We start from the raw sequence: 17,907 nt of genomic DNA, 5'->3' as shown, positions 1-17,907 counted from the left end.
GACCCCCGGACCGGCCCCGGCCCGGGCACCCCCCGGAACCTGCGAGAATCGGACACATGGCCGATACGGAGGCAGGGACATGAGCGGGGCGCGGGCGTGATCGAGGCACGGCGGCTGCACATCCTCCGCGCGGTGGCCGACCACCGCACGGTCACCGCCGCCGCGGCCGCGCTCTACCTCACCCCCTCCGCGGTCTCCCAGCAGCTCACCGCGTTGGAACAGGAGACCGGACACCGCCTCGTCGACCGGGGCGCCCGGGGCGTGCGGCTCACCCCGGCCGGGGAGATCCTGCTCCGCCACACCCACGCCGTCCTCGCCCAGCTCGAACGCGCCGACGCCGAGCTGGCCGCCTACCGCTCCGGCTCCGCGGGCACCGTCACCGTCGCCGCGTTCGCCACCGGCATCGGCCTGGTCGTCGCCCCCGCCCTCGCCCTCCTCGCCGCCGAGGCGCCCGGCATCCACGTCCGGGTCCAGGACGCCGAGGGGGACGCCAGCCTGCCGATGGTCCTGGACCGCCAGGTGGACGTCGCGGTCGCCGTCGAGTACCGGGGCGCGCCCGGCGCCGACGACCCCCGGCTGACCCGGGTCCCGCTGTACGCCGAGCCCTTCGACGCCGTCCTGCCGCTCGGCCACCGCCTCGCCGAACGCTCGGCGCTGGCGGCGCTCGCGGAACCCTCCGCGCTGTCCGCGCTGGCGGACGACGCCTGGATCGGCCCCTACCCCGGCAACCCCTGCCACGACGTGGTCGTCCTCGCCTGTGAGCACGCCGGGTTCCAGCCCCGGCTGGAGCACCAGTCGGACGACTTCCGGGCCGTGGTCGCGCTGGCCTCGGCGGGCGCCGGGGTCGCGCTGGTGCCCCGTTCGGCGCTGCGCGGCATGGACCTCGGCGGGGTCGTCGTCCGCCCCCTGGCCGGGGCCGCGCCCACCCGGCGGGTGTTCGCGGCGGTGCGCTGCGGCGCGGAGGACCACCCACTGATCCGTCCCGTGCTGACCGCGCTCTCCGGCGCGGCGCGGGAGCGGGAGGAGCACACCGCGACGGCGCGGTGACGGCGCCCGGCGCCCGCCGCCGGAGCGCACCGGACCCCACCCGGCCCACGGGACCCGCACTCCTGCCACGGCCGACGGGAAACCAGCGAGCGAGGAGAACCACGGTGAACGACGAACCGACGACGGACGGCCACGGGACGGGTGCCGGTCCTGGCGCCGGGGCAGTGGCCCACGCGGGTGCGGGTCCCGGCCTTGGGACTGCTCCCGGCCCTGGTCCCGGTCCCGGGGCGGCCGGGCGGGAGGAACCGGTCCGGCTGCGCTCCGGCGCCGAACTGACCGCCGCCGCCGGAGAGCTGGCGGAGCTGCTGGCCGACACCGTCAACGCGGGGGCCTCCCTCGGCTTCCTCGCCCCGCTGGACCGCGCCGACGCCGCCGGGGCGTGGCGCGACGCCGTCCCCGCCGTCGAGGCGGGGCACCACGCGATCTGGGTCACCCGTGACGCGGAGGGCGTGACCGGCACCGTCGGGATCCTGTTCACCCGGAAGCCCAACGGCACCCACCGCGCCGAACTGGTCAAGCTGATGGTCCACCGCCGGGCCCGGGGCCGGGGGCTCGCCCGCGCGCTGCTCGCCGCCGCCGAGCGGGGCGCGGTGGCCGAGGGGGTGCGGCTGCTCCACCTCGACACCGAGACCGGCAGCCCCGCCGAACGCCTCTACCGGGCAGCGGGCTGGCGGGAGGCGGGCGTGATCCCCGACTTCGCGGCCGATCCGTCCGGCGTCCTGCGCCCCACCACGCTGTTCTACAAGCACCCGGCCGTCACCGGCCCGGGTGCCGGAGCGCCCTCCCCGGTGTGACGCCCCGTCGCGCGTTCCCCGGCCCGGCCGTCCCCGTGGCGGTCGGGCCGGGGGCCGCTGTCAGTGACGTTGGCTACCGTTCGTGTCATGCCAGACGCAGACGACGTACGCCGGGTGGCCCTGTCCTTCCCGGACACCACCGAGAAGACCGCCTGGAGCATGCCCACCTTCCGGGTCGCGGGCAAGATGTTCGCCACCCTCCCCGAGGAGGAGACGTCCATAGCGGTGCGCTGTCCCAAGGTCGAACGCGACGAACTCGTCCTCGCCGAGCCGGAGAAGTTCTGGATCGCGGGCCACGAGGCGTCCTTCGCCTGGGTGCGGGTGCGGCTGGCGGCCCTGGAGGACGACGCCGAGCTGACCGACATCCTCGCCGACTCCTGGCGCCAGGCCGCCCCGCCCCGGCTGCTGGAGGCCCACCCCGCCCTGGGGGTCGCGAACGGGGAGTGAAACCGCTTTCCGTGGGCGGACGCGCCTGGCATGATCCGAACCGGGGGTCGGGGGGCCCTCAGGAGGTTCACAGGTACCGACGACCCGGGGGAAGCTGGGGAGGGTACGGACAGCGATGTCGACGCTTTCGACGACGTCCGGATGGAGTGCAGACGGTCGAGGGGACGGGGTCCTCCGGCCCTGGGCGCGCGGGCCGCGCCGTGCCGGGGGAGCGCCCCGGAGGCCCGCCCGGCCGCCCGGCCCGCTGATACCCGGGGGCGCGGAGCGCGACCCCGGGACGGGCGGCCGCGCCCAGGGCTCCGGGGCCCCCGTGGACGGCCACCGGGCCGGGGCGGGACGGGCGGCCCGCGAGGACGACCCCGCCGGGAGCGGCGACGGGTCCGGGGCGGCCGGGAAGGACGACGGGACCGGTGCCGGTGCCGGAAAGGGCGCGGGTGCCGCGTCCGGAACCGGGGCCGGACGGTCCGCCTTCCGTGGACCGGTGCGTCGCCGACCGGGACGTGGTGGCCGTACCCCGGGCGGCGACGGCCCCGCGCCGGGTCGCGGCGGCTCCGGAACCCGCCTCTGGTCCCGGGACTTCAACCTGTTCTTCACCGCCCGGGCGGTCGCCAAGCTCGGCGACACCATGCTTCCGGTGGCCCTCGCCGCGGGGCTCCTCCAGCACGGGTACGGGGCCGGGGCGGTCGGTCTGGCGATGGCCGCGTCCGTCGCCTGCTTCGCGGGTCTCGTGATCTTCGGCGGGGTCTTCGCGGACCGCTTCAGCACCCGGCTGCTGATGATCGGCTCCGATCTGGTCCGGCTGGTCACCCAGGCCCTGGCCGCCGGACTCTTCTTCGCCGGACACGTCGTCCTGTGGCAGATCTGCGTCATCGGCGCCGTCAACGGAGCCGCCGCCGCGATCTTCCAGCCCGGGGTCGCCAGCACCGTGCCCCGGCTCGCCTCCGACGTCCAGGCGGCCAACGGCGCGATCCGGGTCGCGGAGTCCACCGCGCACCTCGCGGGTCCGGCCCTGGCCGGTCTGCTGGTCGCGTTCTCCTCGGCGGGCGGCGTCTTCGTCGCCCACGCCGCGACCTACGCGGTCAGCGCGCTCTGTCTGGTGCTGATGCGGCTGCCCCCGCCCGCGCCCGACGACCGCGTCGGCGGCGCCGGATTCCGCGCCGACCTGGTCGAGGGGTGGCGGGAGTTCCGGTCCCGCACCTGGCTGTGGGGCGTGATCGCCGTCTGGTGCCTCTACACGGTCGCGGTGGCGGGCCCGGCGATCCCCCTGGTGGCCACGGAGGTCATCCAGGACGAGGGCCCCCGCGCGTACGGCCTCGTCAACTCGGCGCTCGGCGCGGGCACCGTCCTCGGCGGCCTGGTCGCCCTGCGGCTGCGCCCCCGGCACATGCTCCGCGCCGGTTCGCTCGCCCTCTTCGGGTTCGCCGCCCACCCCGCGACGGTCGGCGCCGGACTGCCGGTGTGGGCCATGTGCCTGGGCGCCGTCGTCGCCGGGGCCGGTGGTTCCTTCTGGGCCGTGATGTGGGCGACCAGCGTCCAGACCCAGGTCCAGCCCGATGTGCTCAACCGCATCCACGCCTACGACGTGGCCGGTTCGCTGGCGATGGTGCCGGTCGGCCAGGCCCTCGCCGGACCCGCCTCGACCGCCACCTCCGGCGACTCGGTGCTCCTGTTCGGCGCGGTGACGGCCCTGGTCGTCCCGGCCGTGCTGCTGCTGATCCCGGCGGTCCGGGGACTGGTCCGCGCCGATCTCGCCCGGCCCGGTCCCGTCACCTCCGGCGGTCCCCCGCGCCCGCCGGGACCGGACCGGCCGGACGCCCCGGCGGAGCGGGCGGCGTGCTCCGGCGCCGGAGCCCCGCCGGGGTGCGCGGCCCCGGGCGGACCGACCGGCCGGGGCCCGGGGGAGTGCGGCGACCCGGGGCACTGATCTCCCGGGCCCGGGAGATCAGTGCCCCGGGCCCGGGGGACCCGGGGGCGCCGACCTGCCGACCTGCCGGCTGCCCCGAGGAGCTGAGCGCGCGGCGCCGGGAACGGCCCCGGGCCCGGCGGGACCGGCCCGGACCTCAGCCGGTGGGCGGCGTCCCGCCGCCGAGGAAGCCGGTCACCCGCTCCCGCAGCGACCGCGCGTCCAGCCCGTGCGCGGCGACGTGCTCCTCGATCGTGCCGTACCGGCGCAGCTCACGGCGGCCCACGCCCAGCCCGAGCACCCGGTGCGGCACATCGGCCAGCGCGTCGTTCGCGGCGGCCGTCGAGGTCCCGGCCAGGTACGGCTCCACCAGCACCACGTCCGGGGTGCCGTGCGGCCCGGCGGTCGCCAGCGCGGCCCGGCGCAGCGAGACCGCGTCGAAGGGCCGGACGGTGGTGGCGTAGAGCACGGTCACGTCCAGGCCCTCGGTGGCGGTCAGCACCTCGCCGAGGGTGGTGCCCACCGCGACCACCACTCCGCGCCCGCCCTCGCGCACGGTGTGGAAGCGCTCTCCGTCGACCGGGAACGCCCGGGGGTTGGACTGGGTCGACAGCCGTACGTACACCTTGTCGTCCCCGGCGGCGACGGCGTGCCGCAGCAGCGTCTCCGCCTCGTCCGGGTGGCCGGGGACGTGGACCGTCCAGCCGTCCAGGGTGTCGAGCAGCGCCACGTCCCCCGGGGACATGTGGGTGTAGCCGCCGGACGGCCAGTCGAACGAGGCCGCCGCGCTCACCAGCACCCCGCCCATGCCCTGGTGGCCGAAGTCCAGCTTGATCTGCTCGAACGGCCGCTCCACCAGGAAGCTGGCGAAGGTGTGCACCACGGGCCGCAGCCCGGTCAGGGCCAGTCCCGCGCCCGTGCCCACCAGCAACTGTTCGCGGATGCCCACGTCGATCACCCGGTCCGGGTGGCGGCGCGCGGCCTCGGCGAAGCCGTCGGAGCCGATCACGGCGAGCACCACGGCCACCCGGGGGTCCTCGTCCAGGATCCGGGTCAGCACGGGGGCGAAACGGTCGCGCATCGTGTCCATCGGTGGTCCTCTCCAGTGCTCAGACGTCGGCGCGCGGGGAGCCGACGCGGGCGACGACGGCGTGCGGGCGTCCGGGGTGCGGGGCGGTGAAGGCGTCGTACAGGGCCGTGTGGTCGCGGCCGTCGACGGTCACCGTGGACCAGCCCCCGGCCTCGAAGCGGGCGGCTATGCCACCGGGCCGGGCCTGGGTCGCGGAGGCGTTGTCGATCACCACGGTGTGCAGCCGGTCCAGCCCGGCGGGTCCGGCGAAGGCGATCGCCTCGTGGTTGCTTCCCTCGTCCAGTTCCCCGTCGCCGATCAGCACCCACACGGCGGGGTCGGTCAGTCCCTGGGCCCGCAGCCCGAGCGCGGTGCCCACCGCGAGCGGGAGCCCGTGCCCCAGGGAGCCGCTGCCGATCTCCGCGCCGGGGACGAGCAGCCGGTCCGGGTGGTGCCCGAGCGGCGAGTCGTACCCGCCGAAGCCGGGCAGCCACTCCACCGGGACGAACCCCTTCGCGGCGAGCACCGCGTAGTAGGCCATCGGGCCGTGGCCCTTGGAGAGCAGGAACCGGTCCCGGCCCTGGTCCCGGGCGGTGGCGGGGGAGACCCTCAGCACCCGGTCGTAGAGCACCCACAGCGCGTCCAGCGTCGAGGCCGCCGCGACGTCGTGCTTCTCGTCCCCCGTGAGTAGCCCCATCAACCGCTCCAGGTCCCCGTACCCGTATCCGTCCACGCCGTCCCCGGCCCTTCCGGCCCGCCCGTCCGGCCTCGCACGCCCCATGGCGTCGGTCACCTTGGTCATGACACCACTGTGCAACCTGAAGCGTCCTTGAGGTCAACTCTCCGGAAGTGCGCGACCACGGTCCCGAGTGCGGTATGGTTTCCGTGCACGTCCGGCCGGGGGAAAGCCCAGGTCACGACGGGCACCGGGACGTGGCGCAGCTTGGTAGCGCACTTGACTGGGGGTCAAGGGGTCGCAGGTTCAAATCCTGTCGTCCCGACCAGCGTTTTCGCAGGTCGGAAGCCGCCCTCTCATCCGTGAGAGGGCGGCCTTTCGTGCGTCTGAGGGCCGTGGTGGTCGCAGTGTGGTCGCACGCCCGTCCGGGTCCGGTTCGCCAGGGTGCTGGTGGCTCGGCCAACGCGAGCAGCGCTGGCCTCAGCCCTGGATCAAGGTCCACCGCCTTTCATTCCGGTTGGGGTGGGGTGTCAAGCCCCGCTCTTGCCGAGCTGGTTGAGCGGACGCGGCGACCGGGGGCAATGGGCTGGGCTCGGTGGGTCCGGAGCGGGCCGTGCGGCATCGCTGAGCGGTGTCCGCATCGCGTACAGCCGCGATCCCGTTCCGTGGGCCGTGATTGTGTTGGCCCTTCCGCGCCGACCGAACCGCGCTCCGATTCCAGCGGACCGAGTGGACCAGCCCCTGGTCTCACATGGCGAACCCGGACGGATCTCGATCACGCAATGCCCCTGGCCCCGCTTCGTACGCGCGTTTTGCGAGGGCGTCCGCGGCGGTGTACCCACCGTCCACGGTGATTTCCGTACCGGTGACAAAGCGAGCGCCATCGGTGAGTAGAAACGCCACGACCGAGGCGATGTCATCCGGAAACCCGTTGCGCCCCAGCGGAGTCAATCCGGCTGATTGCGCGGGGGCGTCGCCGTCGATATGGCAGGGCGATACGGCGTTGACCCGGATTCCGGACGGCCCGAGCACATTGGCGAGGCTCTTCGTGAGGTTGGTGAGCGCGGCCTTGCTCGCCGCGTAGGCGAGTGAATCGAATGAGCCCACGCTCCCCGCCGTGCTGGAGATGTTGATGATCGAACTGCCGGGCGGCATGGTCGGGGACAGCGCGATCGCGGTGGCCAGGGGGCCCCGCAGGTTGACGTCCAGCACGCTGTCCCACGAGTCCAGACTGGATGCCCACGGCGTGAACTCGATGACGCCGGCGTTGTTCACGAGCCCGTGGAAGGGACCGGTGGCGGCCAGCCGGCCGAGCGTGGCCGCTGATTCCTCCCGGTCGAGGTGGTTGAGGTGGACCATCTCCCCGACGCCGAGGGCGCGGAGTTCTTCCGCGTCGTCCGCGCCGGTGTGGTACGTGCCGACGACGCTTGCTCCGCGCCTGGCCAGATCGAGCGCGATGCCCCGGCCGATGTCCTTCGACGCTCCGGTGACCAGGATGCGCTTGTCCGCGAACATCACGCGTCCGCCTCCGCTGCCACCCGGTGCGGCTGCGGGCCGTGATCGGCGGCCAGGACGTGGGCCAGCCGCCGCGCCAGAGCCAGGGTGGTGAGCGAGGGGTTGGCGGCACCCATGCGGGGAAAGGTCGCCGGGCCGCAGGCGTAGAGGCTGGGGACGGCGGCGAACATATGGCGGTCGTCGAGTACGTCGCCCAGCGGCAACGTGCAACCCTCGTGGTCCTCGGTGCCCAACAGGCTTGACCAGGTGAAAGGCCCTTCGGACGCCTCCGTGCCGATCGACTCCGGCAGCACGAACGCGTTGGTGCGCAGCGGGCGGTCGAAGTCGTCGAAGGCCAGGGGCGCGGGGGTGAGACCGAACTCGGTGGCCAGCTGGAGCCACACCTCGTCCAGTACCCGTCGCTGGCGGGCGACCACGTCCCGGTCGACCGGGGCCAGCTCGGCTGTCACAGTGGTGCGCCACGGGAACCCGGGGGTCGGCTCGCACGTCACATGGCTACCGCTCCCGGGCACCTGCTCCCCGGTGAGCCGCACGTCGAATTGAAGGATGCCGGGTTCGGGCCGTACGACCGTGATGAACAGGTTCGAGCGGTGGCCGTCCTCGCACGCGGTCACATACGAGCCGGAGGCGATGTCCGGCAGTCCGCGGGATGCCCGGTCATCGCGCACGCGCAGGAAGAAGCCCTGGACGATGTGGTCGGTCAGCCCGTCCAGCCGGGGCGGGCGGCCGGGGTCGACCGCGCACAGCGCCTGGATGGCTAGCCTGCTGCTCTCGATGGTCCCGGCGGCAAGGATCACCGAGTCCGCGGAAATCCGGCGGGCCTCGGCGTTCGGGCCGGCTTCCCGGACGAGCACGCCGCGGGCTCGACCGTCTTTGACGTCGACCGCGAGGACGTCGGTGTCGCACAGGAACCGGATGCCGCGCGGGGCCTCCAGCGCGGCGCCCGTCACCGGGTGCCGCCAATGGTCCAGCGGGGAGTAGGCGTACCAGCGGCCGTCGTCGCCGAACCGGGTTTCGGCCTGCGGGGTGCGGACGAGACGGAATCCTCCGAGTTTCAGAGCCGGTTGCTGCGAGTTGAGCGGGGCCGGATCTACGCCGAGTTCCGCGGCGACCCGCTCGTAGAGCGGTGCGCCGCCCAGCCACGAGCCGCGCAGGTCCGCCACGACCTGCTCCGGCCAGTCGGCCAGCGCCCAGTTCTCCACCGGCAGCGACGCGCCGTACCAGTACAGCGAACGTCCACCGAGGCGCTTGCGCAGGCCGGTGGTACCGGCGTAGTGCGGGGCGGATTCCGATGTCCAGCAACGCTGGAAGTGCGGGTCGACGACGGGGTCGAGGAAGGTACGCAGCGCTTGATCGGGCCGGTGCGCGGAGTTGATGTGCAGCAGATCCCGCGCGGGTCCGCCTTCGACGACCAGGACGTCGTCGATACCGAGAGCGGCCAGTCGCCAGGCCACTTCGAGCCCCGCGAGCCCGCCTCCGACGATCACTATCCGGAAGTGCGGGTCCTCGGCGTCCGGAGCCGCAGCGGGCCATTGCCATGCGGCGGGGCGGGGCGGGAGGTCAGTTGTCGGCATGGTGGTTCCCCATGGAGTTCGTCGGGTCAGGTATGCGGTCTGCGGAGCTTGCCCAGGCCGCGATGGCGGTGAGCGCCTCGGCGGTCGTGGGTCGGTGCAGGGTCGGTGCGATACCGGTGAGGGGCTTCGGACCGACGAGAGCAGTGCGGGTTCCGGCGCGGCGGCCGGCCTCGATGTCACACGCGGAGTCGCCGACCATCCACGAGGAGGACAGGTCGCGGTCGAGGTCGCGGGCGGCTTGGTGGAGCATTCCCGGGGCGGGCTTGCGACACGGGCAGGCGAGGGAGAGCCGCGGCACGGTACCGCTTCGGTGGTGCGGGCAGAGGTAGATCCCGTCCAGCCGAACCTGGTGGTGCGCCAGGAGTTCCCGCAGCCGGTGGTGCATCGGTGCGATGGCGGCCTCGTCGAACAGGCCGCGAGCCAGTCCACTCTGGTTGGTGACCACGATCAAGGCGAAACCGGCCTGCTGGAGGACGCGTAGCGGTGGCCCGATGCCCGTCTGGAGTATCAGGTCCTCGGGGCGGGACGGGTAGTGGCGGGGTTCGGTGAGAGTGCCGTCGCGGTCGAGGAACACCGCCGACCTCCGAAGGACACGGGTGCGCGCGGGGGCGGTCATATTGCCACCTGCCCCTTGTGCGGGGTCAGCGGCGGGGCGCTGCGGACGGACGGGCTGATGGTCGCGCAGACCGCTGTGACGAGCATGACGGTGGTGAGGGCGAGGACGGCACCGGTGGGGCCCGCCGTGGTCAGCAGCAGCCCGGCGCCGAGGGAGCCGATGGGCATGGCACCCCAAGCGAGGGTCATTGCCGCGCTGGTGACCCGGCCCAGGATCTCGTTGGGGACCAGGAGCACGCTGTAGCTGATGATCACGACATTCCACAAGGGGCCGATGAAGGCGGTGGCCGCGCCTATCACCCCGATGAGCAGGGGGTTGGTGGTGAGGAGGAAGAGCGGTAAGAGGGCGGCCCAGATCCAGTTGACTCCGATGATGACCATTCTGGGCGTGAAGAAGCGATGAGCCCGGCCAGCGACCAGTGCGCCGACGAGTCCGCCGCCGGCGTAGATGCCGAGCATGGTTCCGATGGTGCCGGAGGTGGCACCGTGGCGTTGGGCGAGGACGACGATGGTCAGGACGAGTGCCTGGAAGACCAGGTTGGTGGCGGTGATCAGCAGGGTCGCGGTGCGGATGAGCGGGTGGCGCCAGATCCAGCGCAGTCCTGCCATGGTCGCCTGCCGCAGCGGCTCGGTCGGCGCGGTCGTCTTGTTCTGTAGATCCCTGCGGAGGAACAGCAGCGCGATGGAGGCGGCGGCGTAGGAGATCGCGTCGGCCAGGAAGGGCAGGGCGCGGTCGATTCCGAAGAGCAGGCCGCCGATCGGTCCGCCGGCCAGGGCGGCACCGCGGTTGCGGGCCTCGTTCTGGGCCACGGCCGCGGGCAGTTGGACGGCCGGGACGATTCTGGGAAGAGCGGCCGTCTCCGCCAGGCTGAAGAACACGAAGCACAGCCCCTGGACGAACGCGACCACAATGAGCTGGGTGGTCGTCAGCAGTCCCAGCCAGAGGGTGACCGGAACAGTGGCCAGGGCGAGGCCGGCCAGGATCTCGCTCGTCAGCAGAATCCGATGACGGCTGTACCGGTCGACCAGCGGTCCGGCCGGGAGGTAGGCGATGAGGAAGGGCAGGGTCCCAGCGGCTCCGACCAAGCCCGCGTCGGCGGGCTCTCCTGTCGTGGCCAGGACGAGCAGCGGCATCGCTGTTGAGCTGATCCGGGCGCCGAGGGTGGAAACGACCTGGGCGCTCCAGAGCGTGACGAAGTCGCGGTTGCGCCACAGCGAGGGCTCGGCAGCCGTAGAGGTCATGGTTCCTCCGTCGGTCGGGGGTGGGCAGGGCATGGCACCGCACAGAGATGTACTCCTCGTCGGCCCGGGCTCTTCCTGTTCCTGCGGGACGGCCTGCGAAGACGCCTGCGGATCACTGGTGGGACGGGGTGTGAACCCTGATCAGGTCGCGCAGGTGGTCGGCGGCCCTGGCCGTCTCGGCCAGGAGAATCGACCGCGCGCAGTGCGGTTCGAGCGTGAGGTACCCGTCGTAGCCCGCGGTCGCCAGGCTGTCGACGATCGTCGGCCAGTCCACCTCCCCGGCGCCCAGAGGCGCCGTGTCGTAGGCCCTGCCGTGGTCGGTGTACCGGGTCCAGCCATCGGGCGGGTTTTCCGCCGCCGCCGGGCGTGCGTCCTTCACATGGGCGTAGCGCACCCATGGCAGCAGCGCGGCCAGTGCGTCGGGGGCCGGGGAGACCCCCGCGCAGAGGAAATTCGCGGCATCGAAGTTCAAGCCGAAACATGGCGAGTCGACCCGGGCGAACAGCGCCGCCAACGTGGCCGGCCGTCTGCTGATGTCGGAGGCGGCCGGGTCCCAGCCGAACGCGTCGAACTCGTTCTCCAGCACGACGACCACTTCTTCGGCCGCGGCATGGTCGAGGACCGGTGCCAGCGCGTCGGCGTACGCCGCGATCGCCCTCTCGTCATCGACCACCGGCGCGTGACCGAAGTAGGTGTTCACCCGGTTGCTTCCGGTCCGTGCCGCCCACGTGATCGCCTCGTGGAGAAGCGGGACGGAGTCCGCCTCGCCGGCACCGTAGAGCTGGCTGGGGGTCGATATGCAGGCTATCCGCAGCCCGGCACGATCCAGCTTGCGGAACGCGGCGTCGGCACCGTCCCGCAGGGCGTTCTTCGGATACCAGAACTCCACCGCGTCGCACTGAGCGGCCCCGGCCATTCCTATCAGGCCGTCCACGCCGTCGGCTTCCGTGAATTCGGTGCCGGACACTGCGATCGACATTCGTTGCATCGGGGACTCCCCGCCTCCTTGGTGTCTGCTGCTGCCCGTCACCGGGCGAGGACCGCTCCCAACCGCTTGCTCAGCGCGAGCGTCGTCATCGACGGGTTCGCCGCTCCGGTGCGTGGCATCACCGACGGACCGCACGCGTACAGACCCGGTACGGCGGTGAACTGCTGTTCGTCGTCGAGGACCTCGCCGAGGGCCAAGGTGCCGGCCTCGTGTTGCTCGGAACCGATCGGGAAGCTGTAGGTACGTGGCGTCGCGGTACGGATCGCTGTCAGCCGGTCGGCGAGGTCCGGCGAACCGTGCCGCGGAGAGAACACAAGGGGGTCGGCCGGAACTCCGAGCGGGCTCGCCACTTCCGCCCACACTTCGTCGAGCAGGCGCTGCTGGCTGACGCGCACCTCCTCGTCGGCCGCGTCGAGTCCCGCGTGCACCGTCGTCGACCAGGGCCATGCGCCGCTGCCGCCGCACCGCACCCGGCCGTGCGGGCCGCGGCGCTGCTCGCCCATGGTCCAGCTGTCCAAGGTGACCGTGCCGTCCGCGCTCTCGCTGAATCGCACGAACTGGTTGGCCCGGGTACTGGCGGTACCGATGCGATGGTGGACGCGGCCCTCACGAGCAGCCGCCCGGACGGTATCGGGAAGCCGTTCGGCATCGGTGAAGGCGACCGTGAACCCCTGTGAGATCTTGTCCACGAGTCCCGGCAGTTCCCGCGGTGCGCCGGTCCCCGAGTCCGCCAGGGCCTGGATCGCCAGCCGGCTGTTCACCACCGTGCCGGCCGCCAGGACCACCCGCTTCGCGCGCAGGTCGCGCAGCTCGCCGTCCTCGGTGCGTACCTGCACGCCGATCGCCCTGCCGTGTTCGACACGGACCCCCAGAACCTCATGGCCGGCGAGGATCGGCACCCGGCGCACCCTCGGGTCGCCGTCGTCGCCCTCCCCCCACCACGCCAGCGGGCTGAACGCGCTCCACCCGCCGGCGGGTTCCTCACGGGTGGCGTGCGGCGTGCGGTCGAACTCCAGTTCACCAAGGGTCAGCCTGGGTCCTCCGGGAGGCTTGGCACCCCAATCGACCACGTCGTCGATAACCCGCTGGTACAGCGACGGCCCGCCGTCCCAGGTCTGCGTCAGTTCGGTGGCGATCGCCTCCGGCCACTTCTCGGAGAGGGCCCAGTCCTCGATGGGCAGCAGTACGCCACCCCAGTAGAGCGAGCGGCCACCGACCCGGCGACGCAGGCCGGCCAAGTCCCGGAAAGCCCCGCCGACGGTCTCATACGGACGGCTGAAGTCAGGGTCGGTGTCCGGGCGCAACCAGAGTCGGAGGGCTTCTGCCGAGGAATACTCGCTCTGGATATGGGTGCGGCCTCGTTCAGGGCCGGCCTCCAGCACGGCCACCGAATCCCGGCCTCGGCGGCCGAGCTCTGCCGCCGTCGCGAGGCCGGCCATTCCCGCCCCGACCACGAGTGTCTCCACGTCGACCAACGGTCCCATTGGCACCCCACGGTTGTGTGTCGTCTGATGTGTTTTCGTCATGGGTGGAGAGGCTGTTCCCTGATGCCCGGGGCGACCGCAACGGGTCACACCCTGCATGGCCGCTCCAGGCTCGCCGACATGGTGAGCGCGCGGCTGCTGGGCAGTTCGCGCTTGTACGCGTAGTCGCCGCGCGTCAGGTCGAAGGTGTCCGCCCCTTGGGCCGCGAGCGCGGAGACCATCGCGGCTGTCAGCAGGTGCCCGGGCGAGTCGCGAGCGTGGCCGGCGTCGTAGGCCGCGCGGTAGGTGTAGTACGTCCGGTCGTGCCAGAAGCCGAACCATCCGGCGAGCAGGGTCCCGTCCAGCCACAACTCGTGCAATCGCGCGGCGCTGGACGGCTCGGCGGCGACGGCTGCGTAGGTCCTGTCGACCACGTCGCCGTCGAACGGCGCCACCACGTCAGGCCGATCACGCCACTGCCGCGCATGCAGGTCGATGAAGGCCGGCAGGCGGGCGGCGACCCGCTCCGGGCTGTCCGCGCAGGTCAGCCGGAGCTTGCCGAGTCGCTCGATCCGGCGGCGCTTGCGCTGTATGCCGCGCCGCTCGCTGACGCGTCGGACGACGTCGGGATCGGTGAGGTCGAGTCGGAAGACCGTGTCCGACGGCTGGAGCACGGCGCCTAGTTCGGACACGGCGCGCAGCAGCGGTCCGTCAGCGATCAGGTTGCACAGTTCCAGCCGGGCGCCGAACTCCCGCTGGCACCGGTCGATGGCCTCGGCCACCCCTTCGATGTCGGGCTCGGCGCCGAGGTGCGACGTGTCACCCGCCTCCGCGACCTCGTGGTAGTCGGCCCACGGCCAGGACAAGGGGCGCAGGAGCGCGGTGCCCCCGTCCTGGTGCAACTGCAGTCCGACCACCAAGGCGGGCCGGTCGGGACTCATCGTGTGTACCAGCACCGGGGTCGCGCCTTCGCTCTCCGCCGCCTCACGTATCCACGCTCGCCACCAGCCGCACGTCTGGAACGGCGTACGCGCCGAGAGCCGGTGCGCGTCCAGGAACTCCGTTGCCGCCTGAGCACCGTATGCGAACCCAACCGTGCTCACCCGGTGCTTTCCTTCCAGGGTGACGCGTGCGGGGCTGAGGTCGGCGGCAAGGCCGTCGCGGCCGCTTCGCGTGCGGCGTCAGCATCCCGTTCCCCCCTCATGACACTGCCTTGGCCGCGTCCTCGACGGTGGACCTGAACAGCCGCGCCGCTGCCCCGATCGCCTCGTCGTCGGCGGTCGCGTCGATGCCCACTCCGCTGCCGAGGTAGGAGTCGACCACCCCGACGCTCAACGCAATGGTGCGGTTGAGCAGGTCGTCAGTGCGCGGCAGGCTGCCCAGCGGATAGCAGCGCCGTGTGACGGCGCGGTCCGGTCGGCGGGTGCCGGGCGCCGTCGCGGCCAGTGGGTCTGGCTGCAATTGGGACATGTTGGCGTAGTGGTGTTTGCCCGACCGGCTCAGGGTGATCGTGCCCAGGCGCGTTGCCACCTCCTCGGCCAGGGCCGCGGAGGTGAACGTGTACGCCTGCACCGTGGCGCAATCGCCCTCCCGGTCGTGCAGAGGGCGGGGCGTCACCCCGGGTAGGTCGCCGATCGCGTGCACGAACTTGTCCCGGTTGGCACGCAGCGTCCGCAGGATGTCCGGCACCTTGCGCACCTGAGCGAGCGCGAACGCGCCGGTCAGCTCGTGCATCCGGAGATTCAGACCGAACAGCGGCGGCCCGTCGGTGACGCCCAGCCGCAGCGGCGCGGCGCCGTGATCGTGCAGGGCGAACGCGGTCTCGTACAGCTCGTCGTCCCCGGTGAGCAGCACACCGCCGTCCCCCGCTGTGAAGGTCTTGAAGACATTGAGGCTGAACGCGCCGAATCGGCCGAACGTCCCGAGGTGCCGACCGCGGTAGGTGCCGCCACCGGCCTGTGCGCAGTCCTCCACGAGCAGCAGTCCGTGCTCACGTGTGAGGGCATCCAGGGCGTCGAGGTCGCACGGCGCTCCGAGCATGTGCACGGCGAGCACCGCCTTCGTGCGCGACGTGATTCTCGTGGCCACGTCCGCCGGATCGAGCAGCAGGGATTCGTCGATCTCGGCGAGTACCGGCTCGGCTCCCGTATGCACGACCGCGGCGATAGAGGCGATGAAGGTGTAGCCCGGCACGATCACCTCGTCACCCGGACCGACGCCCGCGGCGAGCAGCCCGGCGTACAGCGCGCTGGTGCAGCTGTTCATGCCCAGGCAGTGGCGCGCGCCGGTCAAGGCGCGGAACTCCTGCTCGAAACGCGAAACCTTCGAGGGCAGCGCGGAGCCGTCGTGGTCGTCGAAGCGGTACCGGCTGAGCTCTCGCTCGCGTACGACGTCCAACAGCTCGGCCTCTTCTTCGGGGCCGATGCGGGAAAGTCCTGGTCCGGCCATGGTGTTCCTCAATCTCGTCTAGTGCTGTCCTGTGATGCGTGCCCGACTGCGGTCCCCGGGGCCTGGACTACCTGTCTGCCAGGTCGCTCGGGAGCAGATCCATCAGCAGCGCGTCCCGCCATGCACCGTGGTGGCGTTCGTAGGACCGCATCTGGCCGACCTGCTGGAAGCCCGCCTTCTCCAGGCATCGCACAGCGGCCCCGTTGTCGGCGTTGGGCGCCGCGGTGACCCGGTGCCGACCGGCCGCGAAGACCGATCCGGCGAACAACTTGAGTGCCCGGGTCCCGATCGACCGGCCCCGGTCGGCCGGGTCGGACACCACCACCGCCTCGATTTCGATGCGTTCGAAGTCCGGATCGGTCGCCGTGCGGTACTCCAGGAAGCCGACGGGGCGATTCCGCTCCAGCACCACGAGGCAGCGCTCGTGCTGGAATCGGCTGAGCACCCCGTCGGTCGGTTCCAGCGCCCGCCACGCCAGGACGTCGGCGTCGCCGAAGGTCCGGCGGAACAGTTCGAGGTCTCCCGGTATCGCGCGTCGCAACCCGATGCCGCTCTCGTCGAGCTGGTCGTCCTCGACGACGGCGGCACCGGGCCGCACGGATGCCTGCTCGCTTGCCTCGATCAGCTTTTCGAGCAGGTCGACCAGTTCGGCGGCGTCCTCCGGGCGCGGATTCGGCACGACGCGACAGGTGGGCGCCTCGAACGCCGCGGGGTTGAGGAACGGGTGGTCGCCCAGGACCAGCAGCGGGCGTCCCGTGTCCAGGGCGAGACCGATCTCGGTGAGCGTGCCGTAACGGCCCTCGAACGCGATCATGCCGTCGCCGCACCAGTTGAGGATGTTGCTCCGGGCCAGGTCCATGGACGTGGGCAGGGCCCAGGTGGTCCCCTCCTCGGCGTCGGACAGACGGTTCCACTTCAGCAACGCGAGTGTGTCGCCGCCGACCGCCTGGCAGCCCTTGTTGGTCGCGGCCGCCACGCCGCCCTCTCCGCCGCTCACCACGCCGTAGCCGCGCTTGGCGAGCTCTTCGCCGATCTTCTCCGCGAGCAGGAGGACATCGGCTCCCGCGTTGCCGGGTCGGCCACCGAGTACTGCGATAGCGCGTCGCCGGGTCATTCGACCACCTCCTGGCGGCTGAATTGCCGCCTGCTCCATTCCAATTGGTTCAGTTCGATCAGCACGTCAGCCGGGGTCACACCGGCCGCGCACGGGGCCGGGCACCCGGTGTAGTAGAGCCGGCAGGTGCCGTTCGGCTTCATGTGGGAACACGACAGCGCGAGGGCGCTCTGCACGACCCGCGAGACGTCAGGCGGTGCCGCCGGTGACCAGATGTCGCCGTCGGTCGCCAGGTACAGCGTGACCACCGGGCACCCCAGCGCGGCCGCCAGGTGTACGGCCAGCGTGTCGTTGCTGACCAGCACGTCCAGCCCGGCGATCCAGTCGCGGAGGGCTTCCAGCGAGTGCAGATGGGCGGTCTTGGTGACACCCGGCTCCGACGACAGCCGATGTGCCAGCACCTGTTCGTCCGCTGCCAGGCCGACCGCGATCTCGACCTTTAGACCCTGGTCGCCCAGCTGCGCGATCAGAGTCGACCAGTCCTCCGTCGGCCAGCGCTTGACCGCGGCACTGGCACCGACATAGCAACCCGCCAGTCCTGGACGTGCCTGCCGCCGGTCGGCGAGCCAGGCCGGGCGGTTCAGGTCGACGGGGACATCGTGTGCGCGCAGAAGACGGGCGGCCTGTTCACCGAAGGGCAGCCGCTGAGGCCCGCCCAATTCATGCAGGTCCCAGCACTCGACCCCCCTCTTCGTTGCCTCGGAACGGAAATCGAAGTAATTTCCGTCCTCTTCGGCGAACTCCATCCTGAGATTGACGACTAGGTCTACGTCATTGCGGTCGATGAAATTCCACAGTTCCTCCCGATCAATCGGTGAGAATCGTCGCCACAGTGCCGGGAACGTCCCGGAAGACCCCTGCATACCGACCGCCGAGCGCACCCATTCCGCCTCAAGTGCGATATTCGGTGCCATAAAGTAGCGCTGCCCCGGGCGGCTTCGCTCCAGCGCCGCCAGGAGTGGCGCCGTGATGATCCCGTTGCCCACGCCTTCGTTGATGAAGACCATTGCAG

At 72.0% G+C, this 17,907-nt stretch carries 16 protein-coding genes and 1 tRNA gene; 5 read left to right on the top strand and 12 right to left on the bottom strand.

Annotated features, from left to right (window positions below):
* Window positions 1-96: 96 nt before the first annotated feature.
* The 4 genes from ACVWNX_RS04230 (at window position 97) to ACVWNX_RS04215 (ending at window position 4,212) form a co-directional block, all read left to right on the top strand.
* A complete protein-coding gene (locus ACVWNX_RS04230) occupies window positions 97-1,047 on the top strand; it encodes a LysR family transcriptional regulator (RefSeq protein WP_454412506.1) in 951 nt (316 codons plus the stop codon).
* A gap of 254 nt (window positions 1,048-1,301) precedes the next feature.
* On the top strand, window positions 1,302-1,841 hold the full coding sequence (locus tag ACVWNX_RS04225; protein WP_454414625.1) for a GNAT family N-acetyltransferase: 540 nt from the start codon (window positions 1,302-1,304) through the stop codon (window positions 1,839-1,841).
* Window positions 1,842-1,928: 87 nt separating this feature from the next.
* On the top strand, window positions 1,929-2,288 hold the full coding sequence (locus tag ACVWNX_RS04220; protein WP_454412505.1) for an MmcQ/YjbR family DNA-binding protein: 360 nt from the start codon (window positions 1,929-1,931) through the stop codon (window positions 2,286-2,288).
* A gap of 481 nt (window positions 2,289-2,769) precedes the next feature.
* A complete protein-coding gene (locus ACVWNX_RS04215; RefSeq protein ID WP_454412504.1) occupies window positions 2,770-4,212 on the top strand; it encodes an MFS transporter in 1,443 nt (480 codons plus the stop codon).
* A 136-nt stretch (window positions 4,213-4,348) separates the two neighbouring features.
* On the opposite strand, the gene ACVWNX_RS04210 is transcribed toward ACVWNX_RS04215, so the two are convergent.
* Both ACVWNX_RS04210 and ACVWNX_RS04205 read right to left on the bottom strand, forming a co-directional pair.
* Window positions 4,349-5,281 carry a transketolase family protein gene (locus tag ACVWNX_RS04210; protein WP_454412503.1) on the bottom strand — a complete coding sequence of 311 codons (933 nt, stop codon included), beginning with the start codon at window positions 5,279-5,281 and terminating at the stop codon, window positions 4,349-4,351.
* Window positions 5,282-5,300: 19 nt separating this feature from the next.
* Window positions 5,301-5,957, bottom strand: coding sequence for a transketolase (locus tag ACVWNX_RS04205; RefSeq protein WP_454414624.1), 657 nt, complete (start codon window positions 5,955-5,957; stop codon window positions 5,301-5,303).
* A 230-nt stretch (window positions 5,958-6,187) separates the two neighbouring features.
* Between ACVWNX_RS04205 and ACVWNX_RS04200 the strand changes: the two genes are divergently transcribed.
* Window positions 6,188-6,264 (top strand) — tRNA-Pro (locus ACVWNX_RS04200).
* Window positions 6,265-6,683: 419 nt separating this feature from the next.
* On the opposite strand, the gene ACVWNX_RS04195 is transcribed toward ACVWNX_RS04200, so the two are convergent.
* The 10 genes from ACVWNX_RS04195 to ACVWNX_RS04150 all read right to left on the bottom strand — a co-directional run bounded on the left by ACVWNX_RS04195 (window position 6,684) and on the right by ACVWNX_RS04150 (window position 17,902).
* Complete coding sequence (locus tag ACVWNX_RS04195; protein WP_454414623.1) at window positions 6,684-7,451, bottom strand: SDR family NAD(P)-dependent oxidoreductase; 768 nt, start codon at window positions 7,449-7,451, stop codon at window positions 6,684-6,686.
* Entirely contained in the window at window positions 7,451-9,025 is a 1,575-nt protein-coding gene (locus tag ACVWNX_RS04190) for a GMC family oxidoreductase (RefSeq protein WP_454412502.1), read from the bottom strand. Before ACVWNX_RS04190 ends, ACVWNX_RS04195 begins: the two co-directional genes overlap by 1 nt.
* Entirely contained in the window at window positions 9,012-9,641 is a 630-nt protein-coding gene (locus ACVWNX_RS04185) for a D-glycero-alpha-D-manno-heptose-1,7-bisphosphate 7-phosphatase (RefSeq protein ID WP_454412501.1), read from the bottom strand. Before ACVWNX_RS04185 ends, ACVWNX_RS04190 begins: the two co-directional genes overlap by 14 nt.
* Window positions 9,638-10,882, bottom strand: coding sequence for an MFS transporter (locus tag ACVWNX_RS04180; RefSeq protein ID WP_454412500.1), 1,245 nt, complete (start codon window positions 10,880-10,882; stop codon window positions 9,638-9,640). The genes ACVWNX_RS04185 and ACVWNX_RS04180 overlap by 4 nt, the downstream gene beginning before the upstream one ends.
* Before the next feature lie 112 nt (window positions 10,883-10,994).
* Window positions 10,995-11,861, bottom strand: coding sequence for a sugar phosphate isomerase/epimerase family protein (locus ACVWNX_RS04175; RefSeq protein WP_454412499.1), 867 nt, complete (start codon window positions 11,859-11,861; stop codon window positions 10,995-10,997).
* A 47-nt stretch (window positions 11,862-11,908) separates the two neighbouring features.
* A complete protein-coding gene (locus tag ACVWNX_RS04170; RefSeq protein ID WP_454412498.1) occupies window positions 11,909-13,336 on the bottom strand; it encodes an FAD-dependent oxidoreductase in 1,428 nt (475 codons plus the stop codon).
* Between the two features lie 104 nt (window positions 13,337-13,440).
* Window positions 13,441-14,289 carry a GNAT family N-acetyltransferase gene (locus ACVWNX_RS04165; RefSeq protein ID WP_454412497.1) on the bottom strand — a complete coding sequence of 283 codons (849 nt, stop codon included), beginning with the start codon at window positions 14,287-14,289 and terminating at the stop codon, window positions 13,441-13,443.
* Between the two features lie 244 nt (window positions 14,290-14,533).
* Complete coding sequence (locus tag ACVWNX_RS04160; protein ID WP_454412496.1) at window positions 14,534-15,781, bottom strand: DegT/DnrJ/EryC1/StrS family aminotransferase; 1,248 nt, start codon at window positions 15,779-15,781, stop codon at window positions 14,534-14,536.
* 67 nt (window positions 15,782-15,848) lie between these two features.
* Window positions 15,849-16,895 carry a GNAT family N-acetyltransferase gene (locus tag ACVWNX_RS04155; RefSeq protein ID WP_454412495.1) on the bottom strand — a complete coding sequence of 349 codons (1,047 nt, stop codon included), beginning with the start codon at window positions 16,893-16,895 and terminating at the stop codon, window positions 15,849-15,851.
* Entirely contained in the window at window positions 16,892-17,902 is a 1,011-nt protein-coding gene (locus tag ACVWNX_RS04150) for a glycosyltransferase family 9 protein (RefSeq protein ID WP_454412494.1), read from the bottom strand. The genes ACVWNX_RS04155 and ACVWNX_RS04150 overlap by 4 nt, the downstream gene beginning before the upstream one ends.
* Window positions 17,903-17,907: the final 5 nt, after the last annotated feature.

It is taken from the genome of Streptomyces sp. JNUCC 64 (assembly GCF_054484115.1).
Note: the sequence above shows the minus strand (reverse complement) of the source record. Positions and strands in the feature narration are given on the sequence as shown.

Bases quoted from the DNA above. Each gene is read 5' to 3' on its own strand.
- ACVWNX_RS04220 (WP_454412505.1), top strand. From the start codon at position 1,929: ATGCCAGACGCAGACGACGTACGCCGGGTGGCCCTGTCCTTCCCGGAC.
- ACVWNX_RS04210 (WP_454412503.1), bottom strand. From the start codon at position 5,281: ATGGACACGATGCGCGACCGTTTCGCCCCCGTGCTGACCCGGATCCTG.
- ACVWNX_RS04205 (WP_454414624.1), bottom strand. From the start codon at position 5,957: ATGGGGCTACTCACGGGGGACGAGAAGCACGACGTCGCGGCGGCCTCG.
- ACVWNX_RS04195 (WP_454414623.1), bottom strand. From the start codon at position 7,451: ATGTTCGCGGACAAGCGCATCCTGGTCACCGGAGCGTCGAAGGACATC.
- ACVWNX_RS04190 (WP_454412502.1), bottom strand. From the start codon at position 9,025: ATGCCGACAACTGACCTCCCGCCCCGCCCCGCCGCATGGCAATGGCCC.
- ACVWNX_RS04185 (WP_454412501.1), bottom strand. From the start codon at position 9,641: ATGACCGCCCCCGCGCGCACCCGTGTCCTTCGGAGGTCGGCGGTGTTC.
- ACVWNX_RS04180 (WP_454412500.1), bottom strand. From the start codon at position 10,882: ATGACCTCTACGGCTGCCGAGCCCTCGCTGTGGCGCAACCGCGACTTC.
- ACVWNX_RS04175 (WP_454412499.1), bottom strand. From the start codon at position 11,861: ATGTCGATCGCAGTGTCCGGCACCGAATTCACGGAAGCCGACGGCGTG.
- ACVWNX_RS04160 (WP_454412496.1), bottom strand. From the start codon at position 15,781: ATGGCCGGACCAGGACTTTCCCGCATCGGCCCCGAAGAAGAGGCCGAG.
- ACVWNX_RS04155 (WP_454412495.1), bottom strand. From the start codon at position 16,895: ATGACCCGGCGACGCGCTATCGCAGTACTCGGTGGCCGACCCGGCAAC.
- ACVWNX_RS04150 (WP_454412494.1), bottom strand. From the start codon at position 17,902: ATGGTCTTCATCAACGAAGGCGTGGGCAACGGGATCATCACGGCGCCA.